This window comes from Streptosporangium subroseum (assembly GCF_900188345.1).
In the GTDB taxonomy this organism is placed as follows: Bacteria; Actinomycetota; Actinomycetes; order Streptosporangiales; family Streptosporangiaceae; genus Streptosporangium; species Streptosporangium subroseum.
In genome coordinates, this window is sequence record NZ_FZOD01000042.1 from 46,724 (window position 1) to 68,433 (window position 21,710).

General features: G+C 68.7%; 20 protein-coding genes and 3 tRNA genes. 14 read left to right on the top strand and 9 right to left on the bottom strand.

What is annotated here, in order from left to right:
• Positions 1 to 99: 99 nt before the first annotated feature.
• Positions 100 to 906, bottom strand: coding sequence for a maleylpyruvate isomerase family mycothiol-dependent enzyme (locus CHC08_RS31730; protein WP_089211061.1), 807 nt, complete (start codon positions 904 to 906; stop codon positions 100 to 102).
• A 260-nt stretch (positions 907 to 1,166) separates the two neighbouring features.
• Here CHC08_RS31730 and CHC08_RS31735 point away from each other — a divergent pair, with 260 nt between their 5' ends.
• The 7 genes from CHC08_RS31735 (at position 1,167) to CHC08_RS51805 (ending at position 7,321) form a co-directional block, all read left to right on the top strand.
• Positions 1,167 to 2,105 (top strand): ATP-grasp domain-containing protein, encoded by a 939-nt coding sequence (locus CHC08_RS31735; RefSeq protein WP_218825585.1) that lies wholly within the window; start codon positions 1,167 to 1,169, stop codon positions 2,103 to 2,105.
• Positions 2,105 to 3,130 carry an LLM class flavin-dependent oxidoreductase gene (locus CHC08_RS31740; RefSeq protein ID WP_089211063.1) on the top strand — a complete coding sequence of 342 codons (1,026 nt, stop codon included), beginning with the start codon at positions 2,105 to 2,107 and terminating at the stop codon, positions 3,128 to 3,130. Before CHC08_RS31735 ends, CHC08_RS31740 begins: the two co-directional genes overlap by 1 nt.
• Before the next feature lie 321 nt (positions 3,131 to 3,451).
• Positions 3,452 to 3,524, top strand: a tRNA-Met gene (locus tag CHC08_RS31745).
• Between the two features lie 4 nt (positions 3,525 to 3,528).
• A tRNA-Arg gene (locus CHC08_RS31750) sits at positions 3,529 to 3,601 on the top strand.
• A 2-nt stretch (positions 3,602 to 3,603) separates the two neighbouring features.
• Positions 3,604 to 3,680 (top strand) — tRNA-His (locus tag CHC08_RS31755).
• Between the two features lie 573 nt (positions 3,681 to 4,253).
• The gene (locus CHC08_RS48640; protein WP_143653412.1) at positions 4,254 to 4,610 is read left to right on the top strand and encodes a hypothetical protein; all 357 of its coding nucleotides are present in this window, start codon (positions 4,254 to 4,256) and stop codon (positions 4,608 to 4,610) included.
• A gap of 479 nt (positions 4,611 to 5,089) precedes the next feature.
• The gene (locus tag CHC08_RS51805) at positions 5,090 to 7,321 is read left to right on the top strand and encodes a fibronectin type III domain-containing protein (protein WP_089211064.1); all 2,232 of its coding nucleotides are present in this window, start codon (positions 5,090 to 5,092) and stop codon (positions 7,319 to 7,321) included.
• A 50-nt stretch (positions 7,322 to 7,371) separates the two neighbouring features.
• Here CHC08_RS51805 and CHC08_RS31765 read toward each other — a convergent pair whose 3' ends face one another.
• Positions 7,372 to 7,821: a winged helix-turn-helix transcriptional regulator gene (locus CHC08_RS31765; protein ID WP_089211065.1), complete on the bottom strand. Its 450-nt coding sequence runs from the start codon at positions 7,819 to 7,821 to the stop codon at positions 7,372 to 7,374.
• Positions 7,822 to 7,914: 93 nt separating this feature from the next.
• Between CHC08_RS31765 and CHC08_RS31770 the strand changes: the two genes are divergently transcribed.
• Complete coding sequence (locus CHC08_RS31770; RefSeq protein WP_245878684.1) at positions 7,915 to 9,153, top strand: MFS transporter; 1,239 nt, start codon at positions 7,915 to 7,917, stop codon at positions 9,151 to 9,153.
• 113 nt (positions 9,154 to 9,266) lie between these two features.
• Here CHC08_RS31770 and CHC08_RS31775 read toward each other — a convergent pair whose 3' ends face one another.
• The gene (locus tag CHC08_RS31775) at positions 9,267 to 9,797 is read right to left on the bottom strand and encodes a CGNR zinc finger domain-containing protein (protein WP_179282321.1); all 531 of its coding nucleotides are present in this window, start codon (positions 9,795 to 9,797) and stop codon (positions 9,267 to 9,269) included.
• A gap of 102 nt (positions 9,798 to 9,899) precedes the next feature.
• Between CHC08_RS31775 and CHC08_RS31780 the strand changes: the two genes are divergently transcribed.
• The 3 genes from CHC08_RS31780 (at position 9,900) to CHC08_RS31785 (ending at position 11,281) form a co-directional block, all read left to right on the top strand.
• Entirely contained in the window at positions 9,900 to 10,334 is a 435-nt protein-coding gene (locus CHC08_RS31780) for an alpha/beta fold hydrolase (protein WP_338055707.1), read from the top strand.
• The gene (locus tag CHC08_RS52810) at positions 10,273 to 10,443 is read left to right on the top strand and encodes an alpha/beta fold hydrolase (protein ID WP_338055708.1); all 171 of its coding nucleotides are present in this window, start codon (positions 10,273 to 10,275) and stop codon (positions 10,441 to 10,443) included. The genes CHC08_RS31780 and CHC08_RS52810 overlap by 62 nt, the downstream gene beginning before the upstream one ends.
• Positions 10,444 to 10,528: 85 nt before the next feature.
• On the top strand, positions 10,529 to 11,281 hold the full coding sequence (locus CHC08_RS31785) for an MBL fold metallo-hydrolase (protein ID WP_089211067.1): 753 nt from the start codon (positions 10,529 to 10,531) through the stop codon (positions 11,279 to 11,281).
• Positions 11,282 to 11,438: 157 nt separating this feature from the next.
• On the opposite strand, the gene CHC08_RS31790 is transcribed toward CHC08_RS31785, so the two are convergent.
• On the bottom strand, positions 11,439 to 12,056 hold the full coding sequence (locus tag CHC08_RS31790; protein ID WP_089211068.1) for a phosphoribosylanthranilate isomerase: 618 nt from the start codon (positions 12,054 to 12,056) through the stop codon (positions 11,439 to 11,441).
• A 465-nt stretch (positions 12,057 to 12,521) separates the two neighbouring features.
• Between CHC08_RS31790 and CHC08_RS31795 the strand changes: the two genes are divergently transcribed.
• On the top strand, positions 12,522 to 13,232 hold the full coding sequence (locus CHC08_RS31795; RefSeq protein ID WP_089211069.1) for an SDR family oxidoreductase: 711 nt from the start codon (positions 12,522 to 12,524) through the stop codon (positions 13,230 to 13,232).
• Positions 13,233 to 13,293: 61 nt separating this feature from the next.
• Here the strand turns inward: CHC08_RS31795 and CHC08_RS31800 are convergent, their stop codons facing one another.
• Positions 13,294 to 14,010 (bottom strand): SDR family oxidoreductase, encoded by a 717-nt coding sequence (locus CHC08_RS31800; RefSeq protein WP_089211070.1) that lies wholly within the window; start codon positions 14,008 to 14,010, stop codon positions 13,294 to 13,296.
• A gap of 73 nt (positions 14,011 to 14,083) precedes the next feature.
• Between CHC08_RS31800 and CHC08_RS31805 the strand changes: the two genes are divergently transcribed.
• Complete coding sequence (locus tag CHC08_RS31805) at positions 14,084 to 14,881, top strand: helix-turn-helix transcriptional regulator (RefSeq protein WP_089211071.1); 798 nt, start codon at positions 14,084 to 14,086, stop codon at positions 14,879 to 14,881.
• Between the two features lie 111 nt (positions 14,882 to 14,992).
• Here the strand turns inward: CHC08_RS31805 and CHC08_RS31810 are convergent, their stop codons facing one another.
• Positions 14,993 to 15,406: a nuclear transport factor 2 family protein gene (locus CHC08_RS31810; protein ID WP_089211072.1), complete on the bottom strand. Its 414-nt coding sequence runs from the start codon at positions 15,404 to 15,406 to the stop codon at positions 14,993 to 14,995.
• 385 nt (positions 15,407 to 15,791) lie between these two features.
• On the opposite strand from CHC08_RS31810, the gene CHC08_RS31815 reads away from it, so the two are divergent.
• On the top strand, positions 15,792 to 17,057 hold the full coding sequence (locus CHC08_RS31815) for a hypothetical protein (RefSeq protein WP_089211073.1): 1,266 nt from the start codon (positions 15,792 to 15,794) through the stop codon (positions 17,055 to 17,057).
• 184 nt (positions 17,058 to 17,241) lie between these two features.
• Here the strand turns inward: CHC08_RS31815 and CHC08_RS31820 are convergent, their stop codons facing one another.
• The 3 genes from CHC08_RS31820 to CHC08_RS31830 all read right to left on the bottom strand — a co-directional run bounded on the left by CHC08_RS31820 (position 17,242) and on the right by CHC08_RS31830 (position 21,703).
• Positions 17,242 to 18,210 (bottom strand): hypothetical protein, encoded by a 969-nt coding sequence (locus CHC08_RS31820; RefSeq protein ID WP_089211074.1) that lies wholly within the window; start codon positions 18,208 to 18,210, stop codon positions 17,242 to 17,244.
• Between the two features lie 200 nt (positions 18,211 to 18,410).
• Entirely contained in the window at positions 18,411 to 21,158 is a 2,748-nt protein-coding gene (locus CHC08_RS31825; protein WP_089211075.1) for a M48 family metalloprotease, read from the bottom strand.
• Between the two features lie 2 nt (positions 21,159 to 21,160).
• A complete protein-coding gene (locus CHC08_RS31830; protein WP_089211076.1) occupies positions 21,161 to 21,703 on the bottom strand; it encodes a hypothetical protein in 543 nt (180 codons plus the stop codon).
• Positions 21,704 to 21,710 lie beyond the last annotated feature (7 nt).

Here is a 21,710-nt window from a genome sequence, read left to right on the forward strand (position 1 = left end):
ATCATCTGCCATCGTCTTCCGGTCCTGAAGGCCGCATCTCATGAAGATGCGGCCTTCAGGACGGGGGCCGGATGTCGGCGCGTTGGCGAGACGCCCGTCTCAGAAGCCCGGGAACACTCGCCTCAGGTCGTCCAGGGAGACGGCCTCGCCGGTGACGTTCACGGAGCCGGGGGTGTTCGCGGCGTCCAGCCTGCCGCTGACCAGGCGCAGCCATGCCTCGGCGGGAACCGTCAGGACGGCGTCCGCCGACTCGGAAGGCTCTCCGAACTCGATCGTCTCGCCGATCGTGAGGCCGAGGGCACGCTGGGGATCGCTCATCTCGACGCGGAGCGTGACCGGCCGGGACTCCAGGGCGCCGGGCTTGCCGATGAAGCCGACCAGGAAGCTGAGCGGTCCGGGAAGGAAGTCGACCAGTGCCTCGGTGGCCTCCGGGGCGATGACGGCCTTCGGGCCGAAGGTGGCCTCGATGTCCCAGGCGTGCAGGGCGGCCTCGTTCAGGCGCATGCCCGCGACCAGCGTGACACTGGCGGGCGCCGGCATGAAGCCAAGCTTGATCTGCAATCCTTCACGGGCGGCGGCGTCCAGGGACTCATAGGTGGCGACAAGTTCGGCGTTGGCGCTCAGGAAGTCCTCGGCGTGCTCCTTGGGGCCCTTGGCGTCCCAGCGAGCCCACACCGACTGGTTGAAGTCCTGGGCAGGCGCGTCCTCGCCGGTCAGCGCGGCCCGCAGCGACGCCAGGCCGATCTCGGCACCGCTGCCGAGGTGGCTGAGAACCTGGGCGACGGTCCACTCCGAGGCGCTCGAAAGCCGTTCGAGGTCGGCGGCGTCGAGGCGGCGCACCAGGGCGGAAAGATCGTCATGATTGGTACGCAGGGCCGCGATGGTCCTGTCAATGAGCGTGGTCATCGTTTTCCCAACGGGAGGGGTTCTTGGATCGTTGCATGTCGAGCGCAGGGTCCGCCCGCGTCGCCTTCCCGGGAACATCCGGGCGTGGTGACCGGCAGACCCGGAGCATACAAGCGTGCGATCCCGCTCCGTTGTTCCTCGCATCCATTGCCCTCATCGACATCTTCCCGGCCGGCCGCCCGACCCGGACTGGGCGCGGTCGGTCACACATGCAACAATCGGCAGATTCCACACAATTCGACGGAAGGATGACGCGCGGCGTGAAGGCCTACATACTCCATGAGAATCCCGAGTGGTATCCGCCGTTCGCCGCAGCCTTCGAAGCCGAGGGCGTGGACCACGAGCCCTGGCTGCTCGGGGAGGGACTGCTCGACCTCGACGCCCCACCGCCGCCCGGCGTCTACTGGTCCCGGATGAGCGCCTCGTCCCACACCCGCGGGCACCTGCTCGCCAAGGACCACACGCGGGCGGTGCTCAGCTGGCTGGAGGCCTACGGCCGCCGGGTCGTCAACGGGCGCCGCGTGCTCGAACTGGAGATGAGCAAGGTCGACCAGCTCACCGCGCTGCGCGCGGCCGGAATCGACGTGCCCTCCACGCTCGCGGTGATCGGGCACGAGGACCTGCTGGACGCGGCGACCAAGATGCCGGCCCCCTTCATCGCCAAGCACAACCAGGGCGGCAAGGGTCTCGGCGTCGCCCTGTTCGAGAGCGCCGACGCCTTCGCCGACCACCTGAACTCGCCCGAGTACGTGCCGCCGGTCGACGGCATCACCCTGCTCCAGGAGTATCTCCGCGCCGATCAGCCCCGCATCACCCGGGTGGAGATCGTCGACGGCAGCGTCGTCTACGCGCTGACCGCGGACACCGCCCGCGGCGGCTTCGAGCTGTGCCCCGCGGACGCCTGCGCGATCCCCCCCGCGGACGACACCTGCCTGATCGACGCACCGCCCGGACTGTTCGCGCTCCGCGAGGGCTTCGATCACCCCGTACTGGGCCAGTATCTGGACTTCTCCCGCAGGCACGGGATCGAGGTCGCCGGCTTCGAGTTCATCGAGACCGAGGACGGCCGCCTGGTGACCTACGACGTCAACACCAACACCAACTACAACCCCGAGGTCGAGGCAGCGGCTCCCCGCTCCGGGCCGCGGCAGATCGCCCGCATGGTCAAGCGGCTCATCGAAGAAGGGAAGGACCTCTGATGCGGTTCGGCTACTGGATGCCGATTTTCGGTGGATGGCTGCGCAATGTCCCGGACGAGGACATGAGCATCGACTGGTCCTACATCCGCGACCTCGCCGTCGACGCCGAGGGGCAGGGCTTCGACCTCACCCTGATCGCCGAGCTCAACCTCAACGACATCAAGGGCCACCGCGCGCCCGCCCTCGACTGCTGGACCCTGGCACCGGCGATCGCCGCCGTCACCCGGCAGACGGAGCTGATGCTCGCCGTCCGGCCCAACTACCACTCGCCGTCGGCCACGGCCAAGGCCCTGTCCACGCTCGACACCATCGCGCCCGGCAGGACCAGCCTCAACGTCGTCTCCTCCTGGTGGAAGGACGAGGCAGCCCAGTACGGTGCCCCGTTCGACGTGCACGACGCCCGCTACGCCCGTACCCAGGAGTGGCTGGAGGTCCTGAGCCGGCTGCTCACCGAGGACACGGTGACCCACAACGGCGCCCTGTACAACCTTCAGGGCACGGTTCTGGAGCCCAAGCCCGCCAGCCGGCCCACCGTCTACATGGGCGGGGAGTCCCCCACCGCGAAGAACCTGATCTCGGCCCAGGGTGACGCCTACGTCATGCACGGCGACTCCCCGGAGACCATCGCCGCGAAGATCGCCGACATGCGCGAGCGCCGCCAGGCCCAGAACCTGCCGCCGCTCTCCTTCGGCGTCTCCGGCTACGTGATCTGCCGCGACACCGAGGAGGAGGCGCAGGCCGAGCTGGAGCGCATCCTGAACGTGCGCTCCTCTCCGGAGGCCTACGCCTCCTACCAGGACTTCGTCGAGGGCTCCCAGCTGGAGTCGCAGGTCTCGCTGGAGGAGTACAGCGTCTCCAACCGCGGGCTGCGCGCCGGACTGGTCGGCACCCCGGAGCAGATCATCGCGCGGATCAAGGCGTACGAGGAGGCCGGGGTCGACCTGATGCTGCTCCAGTTCTCACCCCAGCACACGGAGATGGACCGTTTCGGACGCGAGGTGATCGCCGCCTACCCCCGGGGATAGGCGAGCGCCCGTCGTGATGTGCCCGGCCCCACCGTCGAACGCGCGGTGGGGCCGGTTCTTTTTGCCAGGTCCGCAGAAAACGCGTTGCGGCCGGTTCCCGAAGTCCGGCATTCTCGACCTAAGCCAGTCGAGTACCTACGCCGGTCGAGCTTCACGAGGAGGGGTCATGCGTCGTCATCACGGTCGAAACCACCGCACCATGCGTGTTCATCGCCGTGTGCGCATGCCCTGGGAGGCTCGCGTGTGACGTCCGCCGTCACGACGCGAGCCGTCTCGGACCACAGGGTCCGGGGCGGCTCTTTCCTTTGGAGCTTCCTTTGGAGCGGGTGAGGGCGCTGGTGTGCTCGGCGGTTTCATAAGCCGTTGTGGGCGGGTTCGATTCCCGCACCCGCTACCCAACCTCTGTGGCGCAGTGGAGAGCGCGCCCGCTTGCGGAGCGGGAGGTCGCCGGTTCGATTCCGGCCAGAGGTGCTGCGGCCGATCCCGAAGTGGACGAGGGACCGGGTTGTGATCCTGGTGCAAGCGGGTTCGAGTCCCGCCGGCCGCCCCACGTCAGTGAACTTTTTTCATCCTCGGTCGGCCTGTGCGACGCGGTGGTTTTGAAGGACGGCGATGGCCTTACACAGGTGGCAGGCGGACCAGGCCGGCGACATGGTTCGGCGTTGAACGCGACGCATCAACGGCCACGCGATGGAAACAGCATCCGAAGCCCCTCGTTGTGACGGACCTGATTGTAATGATCAACCCGTCTACCAGGGGCTTCTTCACGTCGTCAAGCGAATGCCGACCTTTCGGTCATGCTGTGACCAGCGGTTCGCCGCCCGGAGATGAAAAAGGCTTACCGGGTACGGGGTATCGCGTATGCGCAACATCAATTTTTCATCCACAGGCACGCTTTAGAGTCGTATCTCGTGTCAGGGAATCGGAGGGCGCCCAAATTTCTCGACGCACCCGTACTCTCGCGAGAGCGACATCCTTGTGGCGCGAGAGAAGGCGGCGGTTCCACCCGATTCCTATATGGAAATTCGTCACGCTGAGAAAAGGCGCTCCGCAGCTTGCGGGGCGCCCTCTTGATGGCCGGATACCACGGTGCGATATGCATCGGAGAAGGTGAGTGAGAGACGTGGGACCAAAAAGCTTCGCTAAAAAATTCGTTGTCGCGACGGCGATGGCCGCCGCAGGTGTGAGCCTTATTGTGCAACCCGCTTCGGCCGCAACCACTATCAACTTCGAGAGCGCCCAGGGTCAGTTCGACAACAACCCAGGTAGGGGGCAGAGCTGGGTATGGGTCTCCGCAGGCGGAAACAACGCCAATTACTCGGCCAGGACCGAGTACCAGTTCTACAACGGTGCAACCGGTAGCATCACGGCTTATCAGGGCCAGGCCGCCAGCAAGGATCCGGGTCAGGACATCTGGCGAATCCGGGTCTGCGTCACCCGGTGGTCCGGCACCATTGCCTGGTGCTCGAACTGGAGCTGATTTAGCTTGATCGCTTAAAGTTTTCATGAGGCCCGTCGATGCCAGCCTGCGTCGACGGGCCTCAATCGTTGAATCTTTTTCATCCCGCCTCGCGCATGTGAAGCGTGAGGACGGCTTTGACCAACCGACCTGCGCGAAGAGGACAGCAGCGGAGTTTTCACCGGATGCGCCGGGTCTTCAGTACGGCAACCGGCGGATGAGGCCCCAGATTCGGGCCGCCTTGAGGTCATGAACCGAACCGGGCAGAGCACCAGAGGTCCGGAGCGGGGTGCCGCCCGAAGCGCCTGATCGAGCGTGGGCGAGGCGAAACGGCCCCGTTTTCAGCTAGTTTCCGAAAGTTTCGATATCAGCGAAGATGTATATCCAGTTCAGAGATACAGAGAAAAACTCAACTCTGAAATATTTTGATATATGCGTTGACATGTTTCGAACGGATTCCCAGACTGATCGCCAACACCCCACCCGAAGGGAGAGCCCTAGTGATCATCAGCTTGGGCCGCTCTAAGATCCGTTCGACGGTCGTCGCGCTGGCGGTGGCAACGGTGCTCTCTGTCACTGGAGCGGCAACGGTCGTAGCCGCCGAGGCCGCCACGCTTCCCGCAACCGGTGCGGCAACGGTGGTCACCGCCCAGGCCTCCGCGCTTGCCGCACCCGGCATCGAGGACGAGGGCGCCGACTGCGTGGTGCCCGCCCTGCCCGACGCGGGATCCCTGCCCACCAACGCCATGCTCCCCGACCCCTTCAAAAAGCTCAACGGCACCCGCATCTCCACCACCTCCGAATGGCGCTGCCGCCGCGAGGAGATCAAGAAGCTGGCCGAGAAGTTCGTCTACGGCGAAAAGCCCCCCAAGCCGGCCACCGTCACCGGGACGGTCTCCAACACCAACATCACCGTGAACGTCAACCACAACGGCAGAAGCTCCAGCTTCTCCGCCGGCGTGCAGCTGCCCAGCGGCACCGGCCCCTTCCCCGCCGTGGTGGTGCTGGGCGGATTCGGCGCCGACACGGCCGCCATCCGAGCCGCCGGCGCCGCCGTCATCAACTACGACCCCTACGCGGTCGGACGCGAGGGCACCCCGCGTAACAACAAACAGGGCGCCTTCTACAGCATCTACGGCGCCACCTCCAGCACCGGACTGCTCATGGCCTGGTCCTGGGGGGTCAGCCGGATCATCGACGTCATCGAACAATCCAACGGCACCATCCTGCGCGCCGACGCCACCGGCGTCACCGGCTGCTCCCGCTTCGGCAAGGGCGCCTTCGTCATCGGCGCCTTCGACCAGCGCATCGCGCTGACCATGCCGATCGAGTCCGGCAGCGCCGGCGCCCCCATCTTCCGCGGCATCCCCGGCGAAGGCGCGCAAAGCCTCAGCAGCGCCTATGGCGAACAACCCTGGCTGGGCGACGCGTTCTCCACCTTCACCGGCAACCCCAACCGGCTGCCGATCGACACCCACGAAATCGTGGCCATGTTCGCCCCCCGCGGCCTGTTCATCATGGACAACCCGCACATCGCCAACCTCGGCCCCCGCTCGGCCGGCGTCGCGGCCCTGGGCGGCGCGGAGGTCTACAAGGCCCTCGGCGCCGCGGGCAACATCACCTACTGGTCCGATATCCAAGACGGTAACCACTGCGCCAACCGCGCCGAGTGGCGCACCCCGCTGCAGCAGAACATCCAGAAGTTTCTGGTGAAGACCGGTAGCGCCGCCGGTTCGATCCGGATCGCCGCCAAGGCGCAGGGCAATCTGGCGCAGTGGAGAGACTGGCAGACTCCCACCCTCGGCAGTTCCAGCGACACCATCCCGCCGAGCACGCCGGGCACCCCGGCCGCGTCCACCGTGACCGCCACCGGCGCCACGCTGACCTGGGCCGCGTCCACCGACCAGGGTGGTTCCGGCCTGGCCGGCTACAACGTCTACCGCGAGCAGGGCACCACCGACCCGCAACTCGGCCAGCCCACCACCAACTCGATCATCCTCACCGGGCTGACCGCGAACACCCAGTACCAGGTGTACGTGCAGGCACGGGACACCGCGGGCAACCTGTCCGGCAACTCGCAGCCGGTCACGTTCACCACGACCACCGGCGGTGGTGGTGACACCTCGCCTCCGACGGCCCCGGCCGGCTTGGCGGCCTCGGCCACCACGTCCACGGGCACCACCCTGAGCTGGACGGCCTCCACCGACGACACCGGCGTCGCCGGCTACGACGTCCTGCGCGCGCCCGGCGCGAGCGGTGGCACGTTCACCCAGGTCGCCACCTCGGCCACGACCTCGTTCGGCGACACGGGCCTGACCCCGAGCACCGTCTACCGCTACCAGGTCAGGGCACGAGACGCGGCGGGCAACGTCTCGCCGGTCTCCAACACCGCGGAGGTCACCACCCAGCCCGGCACGTCCACCGGAACCTGCACGGCCGTTCCGACCGTGCAGACCCAGTGGAGCACCGGGTACGTCATCCAGCCGCTGACCATCACCAACACCGGCACCTCGGCGATCACCGGCTGGACGGTCACCTTCACGCTGCCGGCCGGGCACACGATGACCGGCTCGTGGAACGGCACGGCCACCGTCAGCGGGCAGACCGTGACCATCAGGAACGCCACCCACAACGGCTCTCTCGCCCCCGGCGCCGCCACCGCCGGCGTCGGCTTCCAGGTGAGCCGCCCGAACGGCAACACCTCACTTCCATCCGGATACACCTGCGCCTGACAGCCGGCACTCCCCGGTCCACCCATCCCTTGTGCAGGTGGACCGGGGATCTAGCGCGTCACCTTGTTGACGGCGGTGTCATCGGGGTCGAGCAGCCGACCGTCCGCGGAGCGGATCTCCAGCATGCGCAGAGGCTGCCCACGCCGGCGGTCGATCATCTCCGAATGCGGTTCGTCGGGCTCGAAGAAGTGCCCCTCGCCCCACTGCCGCAGCGCCACGATGACGGGGAAGAGGTCTTTGCCCTTCGGTGTCAGAACGTACTCGTGGTAGGAACTGCCGTCGGAGGCCGGGACGACGTCGAGGATGCCGCCGGCGACCAAGACGCGCAGACGCGTGGTGAGGATGTTCTTGGCGACGCCGAGGCTGCGCTGGAACTCTCCGAAGCGACGACTGCCGTCAAACGCGTCACGCACGATCAACAGGGACCACCAGTCGCCGATCGCGTCGACTGATCGCGCGACGGGACAGTCACTGTCGTTGAAACGCGTCCGCCTCACCATGGCGCCCTCCCATTTACTTTGGTTGCAACATGCTACCAGAACGGTTACCGTCCATCTGGTAGCAAGATGAAACCAATCTCTGGGGGACGCCGAGTGGCCGGCAACAACGGGACCACAGCACCGAGGACCGCGAGCACGGACGAGGGGGCTGCCGGCCTCGCGTTACCCCGAGGCATCACCCTGCTCTTCGCCGTCGCCTGCGGGACCGCGGTGGCCAACGTCTACTTCGCGCAGCCCCTCCTGGTGACGCTGGGCCGCGACTTCGCGATCAGCCCGGCGACGCTCGGTGCCGTCGTCACCCTCACCCAGCTTGGTTACGGGCTGGGGCTCTTCTTCATCGTGCCGCTGGGCGACCTGCTCGACCGCAGACGCCTCATCGTGATGCAGCTGCTCCTGCTGGCGGCGGCGCTGACGGTGGTCGGCACCGCCGCCATCGCGGCGCTCCTGCTTGCGGGCATGGCCGCCGTGGGGCTCCTCGCGGTGGTGACCCAGACGTTGGTGGCCTTCGCCGCGTCGCTCGCCCCACCGGCGCAACGCGGACGTGTCGTCGGCCTCGTGACCAGCGGCGTGGTCACCGGAATCCTGCTCGCCCGCACCGTATCCGGCCTCCTGGCCGACCTCGCCGGCTGGCGCTCCGTCTACCTCGCCTCGGCGGCCCTCACCTGCGCGCTCGCCCTGGCGCTGCACCACGCCCTGCCGCCCCGCACCACCGCCGCACCGTCCATGCGCTACGGACAGCTCCTGCGCTCCACGCTCACGCTGTTCGCGCAGGAGCGCCTCCTGCGGCTCCGCGCCCTGCTCGCCCTGCTCATCTTCGCCGCCTTCAGCACCCTGTGGAGCTGCATCGCCCTGCCGCTGAGCGCGCCTCCGCTGTCTCTGTCCCACACGGCGATCGGCGCGTTCGGACTGGCGGGAGCCGCGGGCGCCCTGGCCGCGACCGCGGCCGGCCGCCTCAACGATCGCGGACTCTCCCAGAGGACCACCGGCATCGGCCTGACCCTGCTCGCCGCCTCGTGGCTGCCCCTGGCCTTCGCCCGGCAGTCACTGTGGGCGCTGGCGGTCGGTGTGATCGTCCTCGACCTCGCCGTGCAGGCGGTCCACGTCACCAACCAGAACCTGATCTACGCACTTCGCCCGGACGCGGGCAGCCGGCTGATCGGCGGCTACATGGTCTTCTACTCGCTCGGCAGCGCCTTCGGAGCCATAGCCTCGACCGCTCTCTACGCGGCGGCCGGCTGGGGTGCCGTGTGCGCGCTGGGTGCCGCGATCAGCTGTCTCGCGCTCCTCCTGTGGGCAGGCACGCGGCGCCGTACCCCGGCCGCCGCCGGCTGAACAGGCCGGCCGTGCCCCCGGTCGAAGATCGAGAAGGAGTTCGGCGGATTCACTCGTCCCCGCTCGCCTGCGGCGAGTGGAGGTTCCCGCGGTGACGCCCTCGACCGTCGGTCTCAGGAGGTGACCTGGCCGGACTGGACGCGGCGGTAGTGACGCTGCGCCTTGGAGCGCGCGCCACAGGTCTCCATGGAGTGCCAACGGCGTGTCCCGTTGCGGGACGTGTCGTGGAAGTAGAGGACGCACTCGGGGTGCGCACACCGCCGCACCCGATCCGGTTGCGCCTGGAGGAGTTCCGCGTACCGGCTCACCGCCGTCCACGCGGGCAGCCATCCCGCGTCGGCGTCGACCGCATGCTCCGGCCTGCCGCCGTGGATCTCCGTCCGCACCGAGCCGTGCGCGAGTACGGCGTTCAGCCGCGCCTCCGTGGCGTCGCCCGGCCGTTCGAGGGCGTCCCTCAGGGCGTCCCGGGCCTCCAGCAGCGGCGCCTTGGCGTCCGGCACCGGGTCGATGAAGCCGTTCTCCGTCAGCCACTGCCCGATACAGAGGTCGTCCTCGAAGAAGTCGACGGGCATCCCGCGGCTCACCCACCGGGTGTTCACCAGTTCCAGCGGCAGAGGCTCTCCTCTGTGCGGTCTTTCCAGCATACGACCGATCTTACCACCTTGGTGCGTTTGACAGGTTAGAGAACCCCTGCATAGATTCTTACCGTTCAATCTGGTTTTAAGGGTAAGAAAGAAGGCCGAGTCATGTCCGCCAACACCTCTACGCCGACCAGCGGCACCACCGCGGTCCCCACCCACAACCGCACCGCGGTGGTCGACGGTCACACCGTCTTCTATCGGGAGGCCGGCGACCCATCGCTCCCGACGCTGGTACTGCTGCACGGCTTCCCGACGTCGTCGCACATGTTCCGGCGCCTCATCGAGGAACTGAAGGACGCGTACCACCTGATCGCCCCCGACCACATCGGGTTCGGTTTCTCCGACGCACCGTCCGTCGAGAAGTTCGCCTATTCGTTCGATCGTCTGACGGAGATCACACATCTGGGACTACCAGTTCAACCTCGACCTCTACCCCGGGTTCCAGGAGTACTTCCGCACGCACCGGCCGCCGACCCTGATCACCTGGGGCGAGCACGACAAGATCTTCGGCGCCGACGGCGCCCGCGCCTACCTGCGTGACCTTCCGGACGCCGAACTGCACCTCCTCGACGGAGGCCACTTCGCACTCGAGACCCACGGCGACGAGATCGCGGCCCTGATGCGCGACTTCCTCGACCGCGTCCTGTGACCCACCCCGAGCGGGCAGCCACGCATTCCACGCCACCACCCCGTCAGACCGGCGGCGAACCGAACGAGAAGAAGGACCTGACGTCATGACAGACATCGCCCTCACCTACATCGGCGGCCCCACGGCCCTCCTCGAGTACGGCGGAGTCCGTTTCCTCACGGATCCCACCTTCGACGCGCCGCAGACCTACGAACCCCGCAACGGCGTCACCCATACGAAGACCCACGGCCCCGCCCTCACCCCGAACGAACTCGGCGTGGTCGACCTGGCCCTGGTCTCACACCACCATCACGGCGACAATCTCGACATCCTCGGCACCGCCCTCCTACGCGACCTGCCCCTCACGATCAGCACCACCAAGGCAGCCGAGGACCTCGGCGGCACAGTCGTGGGTCTCGAGCCGTGGGCCTCTGTGCGGGTCGGCCAGGTCACGGTCACGGCCGTTCCTGCACTGCACGGCCCTCCCGGGTCGGAAGGCCGCGGTCCCGTCATCGGATTCGTCCTGCAGACGGCGGAGGCGCCCAGCGTCTACGTCAGCGGGGACAACGCCTCGCTCCTGTACGTCGAATCCATCGCCGAGCGCTTCGGGAAGATCGACATCGCGCTCCTCTTCGCCGGCGCCGCCCGCCTCCCCGTCGCCGAGGGCGACCTCACCCTGTCCTCGGCGGACGCGGCACTCGCCGCGGAGATTCTGGCGAGCGACACGGTCGTGGGGCTGCACACGGAGGACTGGGGACACCTCACCGAATCCAGGAAGGACTTCCGCAAGGCGTTCGCCGACAGGGGCCAATACGTTGAGACCCCGCGTGCCCGCCGCGTGATCCTGCGTAACGCCTGACATCCAAGCCGTCGGGCAGCACGACAGCGAACGCGCCGATGCACCGGGACCCGTGAAAACGGCGAGCCCGAAGACGCATCGTGATGATGCACGGAGCACAAGCCGGCGTGGCACCGTCGGCCGCGGCGCGGATGGCGGCGCCTCGCGGCGAGACCGTTCACCTGTGCGACGACCGCACCCCACCCGAGGCCGATCGAGCAGCGGTGACAAAATCCCTGATGAGACCCGCGTCCTTCACGCCGGGCGCGATCTCCACACCGCTTGACACGTCCACCCCCCAGGGCTCGGCGGCGGCGATCGCCACGGCCACGTTCGACGGGTCCAGGCCTCCCGCCAGCATCCAGCGACCCTCCGGACGCCCGCGCACCGCCGCCCAGTCCCACGGCTCCCCCGAGCCCGGCCTGGGCGCGTCGACGATGAGCAGGTCCTCGTCGAAGGCGCCGCAGCGCAGGTCGGTGCTCGCGGCGCCGGCGCGGATCAGCGCGACGTCGAGGTCCTTCAACGCGGTGAAGTCTCCATGCGGGTGGTCACCGTGCAGCTGGACGGCACGCACCCCGGCCTCCAGCGCAGCCGCCCGGACCTCCTCGGGAGCCTCGCCCGCGAACACCGCCACGGTCAGCACGTGCGAGGGCACCCCCGAGGCCAGTTCGCGCGCACGCGCGGGGGTGATCCGCCGGGAGCTCCTGGTGAGGACAAAGCCGATCGCGTCGGCACCCGCCTCGACGGCGGCGGCGACATGCTCGGGCTCGCGCAGCCCGCAGATCTTCACATACATCCCGCCTACGCTAGCCGTGTTTTCGCCGGGCCCGATCCTTCGGCGAGGATCTCACCGGTCCGCGTCCGGGAGGCGGCGGATCCGTCGCGGGGAAGGCACGATCACCCGTCTCAGGAGGCCGACCGGGCGGGGGCGACGGCGTTGGGGTAGACGAACTCGACGTCCTCCTGGGGCACGGGCGCACCGGTGTCATCGACGAATGCGACGCGCACCGGACGCCCGGAGGACCGGCTTCGTCCACCGTTCGCCGAGCACCCGCAGGCTCCGGGCGATGGAGCACCGCGGCTCGGACAGATCGTCCGTCTTCGTTGGCATGAGCCCAGTCTCTGCGAAATTGGAATTTCCAACTCAGGGTGCTAGGTTGGAAATGGCAACTCACAGGCGACGGGGTTGTCCGTACAACACCGCAGAACGGGAACCGCGCCGCGGTGTCGTCCTCGCCACCGCCTACCCATAAGGAAAATCATGCAGATCAACGGTGCTGTGGCCCTCGTCAGCGGCGGCAATCGCGGGCTCGGCGAGCAGTTCGTCCAGGCATTGCTCGATCGCGGCGTGTCCAAGGTCTACGCGGCCGCGCGCAACCCCGACACGATCACCACACCGGGGGTGGTGCGCGTCGCGCTCGACGTCACCGATCCCGCGTCCGTACGCGCGGCGGCCGATCTGGCTCAGGACGTCACCCTGCTGATCAACAACGCCGGAAGCTCCACCGGTGCCGGTCTTCCCGACGGCGACGTCGACGACTTCCGGCTTGAGATGGAGACCCACTTCTTCGGTACGCTCGCCATGAGCCGGGCCTTCGCTCCCGCCCTTGCCCGCAACGGCGGCGGAGCCGTGCTCAACGTCCTGTCGGTGCTGTCCTGGCTCGCGTTCCCCGGCGCCGTGGCCTACACCTCGGCCAAGTCGGCGGCCTGGTCCCTCACCAACGCCCTGCGCGTGCAGCTCGCCGAGCAGAAGACCCTGGTCACGGGCCTGTACGTCGGATACATGGACACCGACATGGCCGCGCACATCGACGGGCCCAAGTCCAACCCCGCGACGGTCGCCCACGCCGCCCTCGACGGCGTCGAAGCCGGGCGGTACGAGGTTCTCGCCGACGAGACCACCGTGAACGTCAGGGCCGCACTCTCCGGTGATCTCACCGCGCTCTACCCGCAGCTGGCTGCGGCGCTCTGAACCTGCGGTCACCACCGGATTCGTACCGGAACCGGCTTCACAGCCCCTGCCCTGGCCGTACTTACCACGGCAGGGTGGTTCCGTCCCAGGAGAAGAACTGGCCGGTGGGGCCGTCGTCGGGCAACAGGGCCAGCCTGACGGCGCCGGCCGCGCCTTCGACGGGATCCTCTCCGGCGGCGGCGGCTCGCATGTTGAGGTCGGTCGCCCGGAGACCGGGGGCCAGGGCATTCACTGTGAACCCTTCGGCTGCGAGCGTCTGGGCGTAGAAGAGCGTCAGCGCGTTCAGGGCGGACTTGGACGAGCGGTACGCCGCGGCGCTGCCGGCTGAGACGGCGAACGAATGCTCCGGGTCCGAACTCCAGGTCAGCGATCCGGTCCCGCTGGAGACGTTCACGATGCGGGGTCGTGCGGAGCGGCGCAGCGCCGGTAGGAAGGCGTTGGTGACCGTGAGGACGCCGAAGAGGTTCGTCTCATAAGTACGGCGGAAGCTGTCGACGTCAGCCTCGGTCGCAGGCCGGCCGTCGACCATGACGCCGGCATTGTTGACCAGGATGTCCAGGTTCTCGATCTGCTGGGCGGCCTTGGCCACGCTCCTGTCGTCGGTGACGTCGAGGATCAGCAGCCGGGCGTTGCCGCCGATCTCCTTGACGGCCCGCTCTCCTCGGTCGGCGTCGCGCGAGCCGACGTAGACGGTCAGGCCGGCGGCGGCGAGCTGCCGGGCGATCTCCTTGCCGATGCCCTTGTTGGCACCCGTGACCAGTGCTGTGAAATGGTTCATGACATCTACGATTTCGTAGCGCCATCGCCCTATCCAGGGACAACCGATCCCTGGCAGCCGGAAGGAGGCACCTGTGGCAAGGCAGGATCTGGCCGGTTTCCTGCGCGACCGGCGGGAGAAGCTGCGTCCCGCCGACGTCGGCCTGCACGCGGATACGCGCCGTCGAACCCCAGGTCTGCGCCGGGAGGAGGTCGCCGATCTGGCCCACATGTCCGTCGACTACTACGCCCGCCTCGAACAGGCTCGGGGCCCGCGCCCCTCACCACGAATCCTGGACGCCCTCACCGGTGCGCTCCGGCTCACCCCGGCTGAGCGAACCCACCTGTTCCAGCTGGCCGGCACGAGCCCGACGCCACCCGCGGGTCCGGTTCGCCAGGTCCGCCCCCACGTGGCGGACCTGCTACGCCGCATCCCCGACACCGCCGCCATCGTGACCGACGCCACCTACGGCGTCATCGCCGGAAACCCGCTCGCGTACGCCCTGCTGGGCGACCTCGGCGCGAAGCCGAACCTGGCCCGCCAGCGGTTCCTCGGCCGCCCTTACGAGAGTTCGAGCTCCGAGGAATTCGCCCACATCGTCGTCTCCCGGCTGCGCCGTGCCGTCGACCGTTATCCCCGCGACAAGACACTCGCCCGCCTGCTGGCAGAACTACGTGCCGGCAGCGAGGAGTTCGTCCACATCTGGGACACCAACCCAGTGCACGATCCCGGCCACCGCGTCAAGTCCATCACCCACCCCCAGGTGGGCAGGCTGCGCCTGAACTGCGACGTGCTCGCGATCCCCAACGATGATCAGCAGGTGGTCTTCATCACTGCGGACCCGGGCACTCCCGCCGCCCGAGCCCTGCGCCACCTGCTCCCCGCCGGCTGACCAGACGTCTCCACGGGGTGATCGTTGTGCGATCGCTCGCGCTCTTCGACCTGGATGACACGCTGGTGAATCCGGATGAGGCGTTCAAGACCCACCGTCATAGGCGTCTGTCTAGTCCGCGAACGCCTGGGCGACCGAGAGACTGTCCTCGTAGACGTGGTACCGGGTGACCAGGCCGTTCTCCACGGTGATGTGCAGTGCAAAATGCGCGCGGTAGCTCTTGCCCGTGGACCTCGCCGTGTTCCCGATCGTTCCCATCACCACCGCGTCCGCCCCGTCGACCAGGATCCCCGTGATCTCCGCCGAGCTCAGTTCGGGAACGTGGCCGGCCGCGATCTCCCGGAAGTGATCGGCCACATCGGCACGGACGGACCGGTGACGGATCCACGGGATCGCCCCACCATGCTCGTCCTCGGGCCAGTCCAGCTTCCAGTCGACCTTCTCCGCGTACAGCTCCGCCACCTTCTCCGCGTCACCCGCCGCGATCCGGCGGAGCAACTCCTCAACGGTGGCGCGCGTGGTCATGCCGTCATCATTGGTAATCGTCACAATGATCAGCCTATGCCGTCCGTACGGTCGGCGACGTGGTCCTGAAGGACGGGTGACCCTCGCGACGAGAGCGGGGAGATCGATGGATCGCCATCCCGTCAAGCCCGAAAAACCTACGGTCTGACGGGATGGCGATCCACGGCGCGGATGACCCGGCGCCCCGGCGAGCCGGCTCAGCGAATCGACGGCTCAGCGGCCCTACGGTTCAGCGGCTCAGCAGGCGATCGGCGAGGAGCCGAACGCGAGATCGGACACGGAGCAGGCCTACGCGATTGGATGCAAACGAGGCATTCCTGTGGACACGGACGAGGCATTCCGATAGGGATGGCGATCTTCAATCCGTCTCTGATCGGAACCCTACTTGTCCAAGCGCCTCGCGGCTCTCTGGTCGGCGGCGGTCGCGCTGCCCGTGCTGCCCTCAGCCGTCAACCTCGCCCATGGCCAGCCGCTCTGGATCGACGGCGATTCGACGAGCAGCGCCTTCTTCCTCGCTTTCGTGGCAGACGGACTACTGACACTCTGGACGATTTTCAGCCTTGTCGTCGGAGCGGGCGGGATGGTCGCCCTCGTCCTGCTCGCGGTCGCCCTGCGCCGGAGACGATGGGCCATCCTTGCGAGCGCCGCGATCCTCCTGCTCGTGGCCATGATCGGCATCCTCTCCGTCGCCCCGATCTCGAGGACGGCGGCCCGCCTCCTGGACGGCTCGGCCGGCATTACGGCGGGCAGTCAGCCCGATTTCTACATGGGCTATCTGGAGGGCAGCATCCGCCTCATGCCCTCGTCGATCAGTTGGGCGGGCGAGGGCAGGGAAGGCATATCCCCCCTGTGGTTCAGTGCCGCCTTCGCCGGATCCGCCGTGCTTCTCATCCTGTTGAGCCGGGGGATCCGCCGGAGACGGCCCGACGCCATGGGCGCACGGCGACGTCCCGCGCCCCTCCCCGTTCGATGGCGGACGTCCCTGACGCTGTGGACGGCGGCTCTTGTCCTGGTCTGCGCCCCCTACGGGTTTTTCCTGTTCGCGTCGGAGACCGTCGAGTACGGCATGACCCCCTATCTCGTCGACGCATGCCCGGGATTCCAGCTGTACGCCGTTGCCGTCATGCACATCTCGCCGCTGTTCCTGCTGTCCGCGCCGCCGGCCATCGCGATCGGGTTCGGCGCGTGGACGCTGCTGGCCCGCAAAGGACAGGTGTGGCAGGGCCTCGCCGCCGGCTGGCTGTCCGTGATCCCGTTGACGCTGTACGGGACGATCATGTTCGGGATGGTCGGGCTGGACGGCGTCAACGGCCAGGACTGCCAGGCCCCCTGGAACGAGTATCTCGATCTGCGCATGGCTGCCTGGCAGCTCTACAACCTGCTCGTCGCGGTCTTGGTGATCCTCGCGGTGCGGGTGCGCCGTGGCGGCCCGCCGTACAGGAGCAGGACTTCTCGTACGGTTGCCGCGCTGGCCCTCGGCGTGCTGCTCCTCACCGTGATGCGAACGGACAGTGCGTCGGGGCAGGTCACCTCGGCCTCGTCAGAGACATGTGAGCCCTGGGACACGCATGGCCTCCCCGTCGAACAACCGGTGCCCTCGGGGTGGGAGATCGCCTTCGCCTGCGCGGCCCGGCAATCGCCGATGCCCTGACGGAGGACGGCGACGCCCGGCAGGAGTTTCTCATCATGACCTACCCGGCCCCGCCGAAAAAGGACGCTCCTCCTCAAGTAGCCGCGCCCTTTCCCGGGCTGAAGCACCCGGTCACGGTGCCGTGCCTGTTGATCGCCGATGCCTTCACGAGACGGCGTCCCGCACGGCCGGCTGGAATCGAACGTCAGCGGGACCCGGGGTCAAAAGGATCCCAGTCGGTGGCGTAGCGCAGCAGGGACCCGGCGAGATCCTCGTTCTGGCCAGCCCACACGTCGTCGAACAGGAACCACTGCTGGTGGCCGAAGAAGCCGTGCATGTGGATCGACATCTGCGCCAGATGCGTGCCGCTCCTCAGGAGTGTCCTGCCCGGGTCGCGCCCGTTGTCCGGCTCGCCGTTCCGCAGGACGCGCATGGCGAACTCGTGAGCGGCGTGATGCCCACCGGCGATTTCGGGCGTCGACGCCTCGTAGGAGGGCCAGTGGTTGCATCGGCCGAGCGCCGGACCGAGGTCGTCGTCCTCCGGAGCCACCAGGGCGCGGAGCACGAGCAGCTCGCCCGGCCATTCCTTCAGGCCCGGCGTCGTGGCGCGCAGGTGCGCCGCCAGGTCCGGCAGCCGGACCCCGGGGAAGACGAACGGAGGTTGCCAGCAGATGCTGTCGCTGTCGTAGAAGGTCAGCAGGACCGCGTGGGTCATCCCCTCGCCGTCCGGAGGCGGGGCTTCGGGAGCGTCCGGGAGCGGCCAGTCGTCGTGCAGCAGGTAGGCGACGGCGTCCGGGCGGGCGGCCACGAGAGTGTCGTCGAAGAAGAAGTAGGGCAGCTCCACCTCGTCGTCATCGGTGTGGACCCGGACGCTGTGCTCGTCAACCCGTAGGTCGCCCTCGAAGTAGAGGTGTTCGCGGAGGAGGTCTCGTAGCTCCTGCCAGCTGTTCGGGGCGGGCAGACCGTGTTCGCGGGCCCGCTCGAAGAGCGTGTGCAGGCCGTAGACGTCTCCGCCCAGCTCCGTCTGGATCCAGGCGGTCGCGTCCCACCGCCCGTCGCCCACCACGGCCGCCCACCCCCGGCGGAACCAGTCGAGCACGGTGGCGTCGGGCAGGTGACGGACCCGCTTGCTGAGCGGACCTTCGTAGTGGGTGCGGTAGACGAAGTAGCTCATGCCCGCAATCTTTCAGACGCCTCCGACAGTTCCCGGGTGCGGGCCGGCCCGGAGCGGCCGAGGCGCGACCTTCGCGCCGACTACCTCGATGACCACCTGATCTGGCTCCTCCGCGCCGGAGACCTCGATGATCACCCGGCCTGCCGTATGACGCCGGGGATCCCCGCCCGGGAGACCGTCGCGACCGCATGCGCGGGAACCTATCTGGCGGAAACCACACCGGAGACCATGCAGATGTTTCTCAGCGCGTTGTTGGCGTCGACCGCCCGCGCGAGGTCGCCGGCCAGCAGGGCGGCGGCGCCCTCACGGCCCATGGCCTGGGCGATGGGATCCCGCGTCGCCATGGCGTATCCGGCGCCCCTGGCCATGCCGATGACCATGCCGGAGCCGAAGGCGTCGGAGAGCGCCAGCTCGGCGGTGACCGAACCGGCGGCGACGCAGGCCTGGACCGGGAGCAGAGGACCCTTCGGGGCCGCGTTGAGCTCGCGGATCACCGCGGCCCGATCGACGGCGACCCGTTCCCCCTGGGCTCCGGCGACCGCGGCGATGGCCAGGTAGCCGAAGAGCGCCGCGGCCAGGGTGGTGGGGACGAGTGCCAGGAGCGCGCTGACCGGACGACGGGTGACGTCGTCCTGCGGCTCCGATCCCCAGGGGCTGAGACTCCCGGTGGGCCCGGTGGACAGCGCCTGCGTCCCGCTTCGCAGCGCGCTGCCCGCCCACGCGGCGGCGGTGCCCGCGAGGATCAGTACGGCGAAGCCGATCGTGAATATCGGTCCGCTCCGCGACAGGCCGAGGTGGCCGGGTAGGAGAGCCAGGCACGACCACATCCCCTCGGCTCCGCACGCGGCCGCCGAGAGGTGTGTGAAGGCCAGCGGCACGATGCCGAAGACGGCCAGCAACATGAGAAGCCCGGCCCCCGCGACGGCCGACGACGTGTTGCCGCGGCCACCGGAGATGAGGCCGAAACAGAACGCGCCGAGCACCGCCACGGCCAGTCCCGCGACGAAGACGGGCGTGAAAACGCCGATCATGACGGCCGGTGTGACGGTGCCGCTGAACGGTACGCGGCCGAGAGCCGCGTAAAGCCGGCCGTAGAAGGGGATCGTCCCCGCGGCGTACACCAGGACGATCGTCAGCGCGGTGATGTTGACGGCGGGCAGCGGCACGCGCGGGGCGGCCAGCCGGCTCGGTGGCGCGTCCCGCCAGATGTCCGACGGGGGCCGGGGCGGCAGGCCGCGACGAGCGGCCCAACCGGCCAGCGGGAAAGCGCAGGCCAGTAACACGCAGAGCTGCAGGGTCGGGTTGAGGGTCGTGCTGAACAGGCTGACCCAGAGCAGGTTCCAGGTGGGCGCGCCGTCCGTCATCAACTCGATGACGCCGAACCAGAAGCTCAGCCACGATCCGAAGATCAGCGCTGACTGTATGGAGCCGATCAGCGCGGCCGAGCGGACCCGCCGGGCGAGTGGCAGCCAGACGGTCGCGCAGAGCAACGCCCATCTGAGCATGAGCTGGAAGAGCACCGCGAGCAGTATGGCCAGTGCGATCGCGACGGCGGGATTCGCACCGAGGATGGAGGCCCACGAACCGCTGGTGGTCAGCGGCGGGGCGACGAGCTGGCCGCCCAGGACCCCGGCCGTCAGGGCCAGAGCCGCGAGCAGGGTGGACGGTGGGCGGGTGTGGGTGGCCCGCGCGAGCAGTCCGGCTCGCCACGCGGTGCCCGCGACCGCGCCGGTGGCCAGCGCGCCGAACACCAGCCCGACGACCAGGCGGTGGGCGTTGAACGAGGTTGAATCCGCGCCCCAGATCATCGTCACGAGATAGACGCACGGCGAGTAGCCGAGCCCCACCAGCATGCCGGCGGCCGCCGGCTCCGCGACGCCGATCCGGAACAGCCGGGGCGCGCCGCCGAGGACGCTCACCCGCTCGTCGTCTCCCGGATGGTAGGAGAGCAGCCCCCATCTGCGTTTCCCCGCGTCCGGCCGCCGGGGATGGAGCGCGCTCAGCAGCAGCCTCTCGCTCTCCGGGGTGGAGCCGCTCCGCAGGTCGGCGTAGTACTCCCTGGTCCTGAGCACCGAGGTACGGGCGAGCCAGAGGAGGGCGAGCATAATGGCCAGCCGCCACGACAGGTTGGCGAACCGGATCGGCTCGATGACCGTGACCACCAGGGTGGGCAGGGCGACGACGAGCACGTACGCCCACCAGATCGCGAAGGCGAACGTGGTCAGACCGACGTCCCTGTTGCGCAGGTGGGCGAGTTCGTGGGCGAGGACGGCGTCGAGCCGGCCGGGATCGGTGTCGGCCTCGCGCAGGAGGCCGAGGTCGAGAATGATCCGGTAGCGGGGAAAGCGGCCGAAGGTCCGGCCACTCGCCGTCGCGCGCAGGGTGGCGACGTACACCTCGGCCTTCGGGGCGACGGCCCGTACGGCCTCCTCGACGCGACGCACCACGGCGGCCATGCCCTCGTCCACCGCCAGCTGGGCGAGCGGCCGCGGGCGGGAGAGCATGACCAGGCGCGGGTGGACGAGATAGATCGCGACGGCGACGGCGACCAGCACGAGCACCATGCCGATCAGGACGAACCCGTTGCGGGCCGTGACGCCCTGAACGCATCCGATGTAGGCGGTCACCAGGTCACGGTCGGGGATTCTCCCCGCGGTGGCCTGCGTGGTGAGCGCGCAGCCGTACGGTGCCGCGTTCACACTGTTGGTGGCGTCGACGAACCAGCTGAACAGCGCCACGTACAGGTGAATCGAACTGGTGACCGCGACCACGATCATCAGGAGGAATCGCGCGGTGGTCGCCGCGGGCAGGGCGAACGGGTCCAGCCTCGGCGGCGGCGTCGCGGCGGGAAGGATCCCTGCGCCCGGTTCCACGGGTGCGAGCCGGCCGTCCTCGTGCTCGTCCGCCGGGGCCGGCTCGTCCCGCGGAGGGCCTCCGAGGGTGGCCACGGTCAGGACCCCTGGCCGGTGAGGGCCGCGGCGAGCAGGGTGTTCACCCGCTGAGCGTCCTCCTCCGGCAACCCGGCCTGGCGGACGATCTCACCGGCCTGGCGGCCGATCGCCGCCGCCTCGATCGCGCTGAGCCGGGGCAGCCGCGTGTGCTCGCCCTCCGGGGCGGTGGCCGAGGTCAGCGCCCTCTGGCGACGCCGGTCCTGCCACCGGGAACGGACCCTGCCGACCCGCTCGGTGGCCATTCCGGTGAGCACCTCGCAGGCCACGCCGTTGAGCAGGGTCAGGACCACGCCGAGGACGAGTTGCATGCCTTCGCCCGCGTCGAAACCGGTGGGCTGGTCGCGTTCGCGGCCCCGTAGCGTCGCGCGGACCGCGCGCCTGCGGGCGACGGCGTTGCCGAAGAAGTCCGCGCAGGCCAACGGGAGGAAGCGCACATCCGCCGGGGCTATCTCGAGCAGGATGAGCCGGGCGGCCTCTTCGATGGTCGGTGGCGTCCGGCGCGTACTGCCGGCGTCGAGTTCGGGAGAACCTGACTCGGGCATGTTTCTC

Coding starts and splice junctions, on each gene's coding strand:
- CHC08_RS31740 (WP_089211063.1), top strand. CDS start 2,105: ATGCGGTTCGGCTACTGGATGCCGATTTTCGGTGGATGGCTGCGCAAT.
- CHC08_RS31790 (WP_089211068.1), bottom strand. CDS start 12,056: ATGTATGTGAAGATCTGCGGGCTGCGCGAGCCCGAGCATGTCGCCGCC.
- CHC08_RS31795 (WP_089211069.1), top strand. CDS start 12,522: ATGCAGATCAACGGTGCTGTGGCCCTCGTCAGCGGCGGCAATCGCGGG.
- CHC08_RS31785 (WP_089211067.1), top strand. CDS start 10,529: ATGACAGACATCGCCCTCACCTACATCGGCGGCCCCACGGCCCTCCTC.
- CHC08_RS31780 (WP_338055707.1), top strand. CDS start 9,900: ATGTCCGCCAACACCTCTACGCCGACCAGCGGCACCACCGCGGTCCCC.
- CHC08_RS31830 (WP_089211076.1), bottom strand. CDS start 21,703: ATGCCCGAGTCAGGTTCTCCCGAACTCGACGCCGGCAGTACGCGCCGG.
- CHC08_RS31810 (WP_089211072.1), bottom strand. CDS start 15,406: ATGACCACGCGCGCCACCGTTGAGGAGTTGCTCCGCCGGATCGCGGCG.
- CHC08_RS31775 (WP_179282321.1), bottom strand. CDS start 9,797: ATGCTGGAAAGACCGCACAGAGGAGAGCCTCTGCCGCTGGAACTGGTG.
- CHC08_RS31820 (WP_089211074.1), bottom strand. CDS start 18,210: ATGAGCTACTTCGTCTACCGCACCCACTACGAAGGTCCGCTCAGCAAG.
- CHC08_RS31800 (WP_089211070.1), bottom strand. CDS start 14,010: ATGAACCATTTCACAGCACTGGTCACGGGTGCCAACAAGGGCATCGGC.
- CHC08_RS31730 (WP_089211061.1), bottom strand. CDS start 906: ATGACCACGCTCATTGACAGGACCATCGCGGCCCTGCGTACCAATCAT.
- CHC08_RS31765 (WP_089211065.1), bottom strand. CDS start 7,821: ATGGTGAGGCGGACGCGTTTCAACGACAGTGACTGTCCCGTCGCGCGA.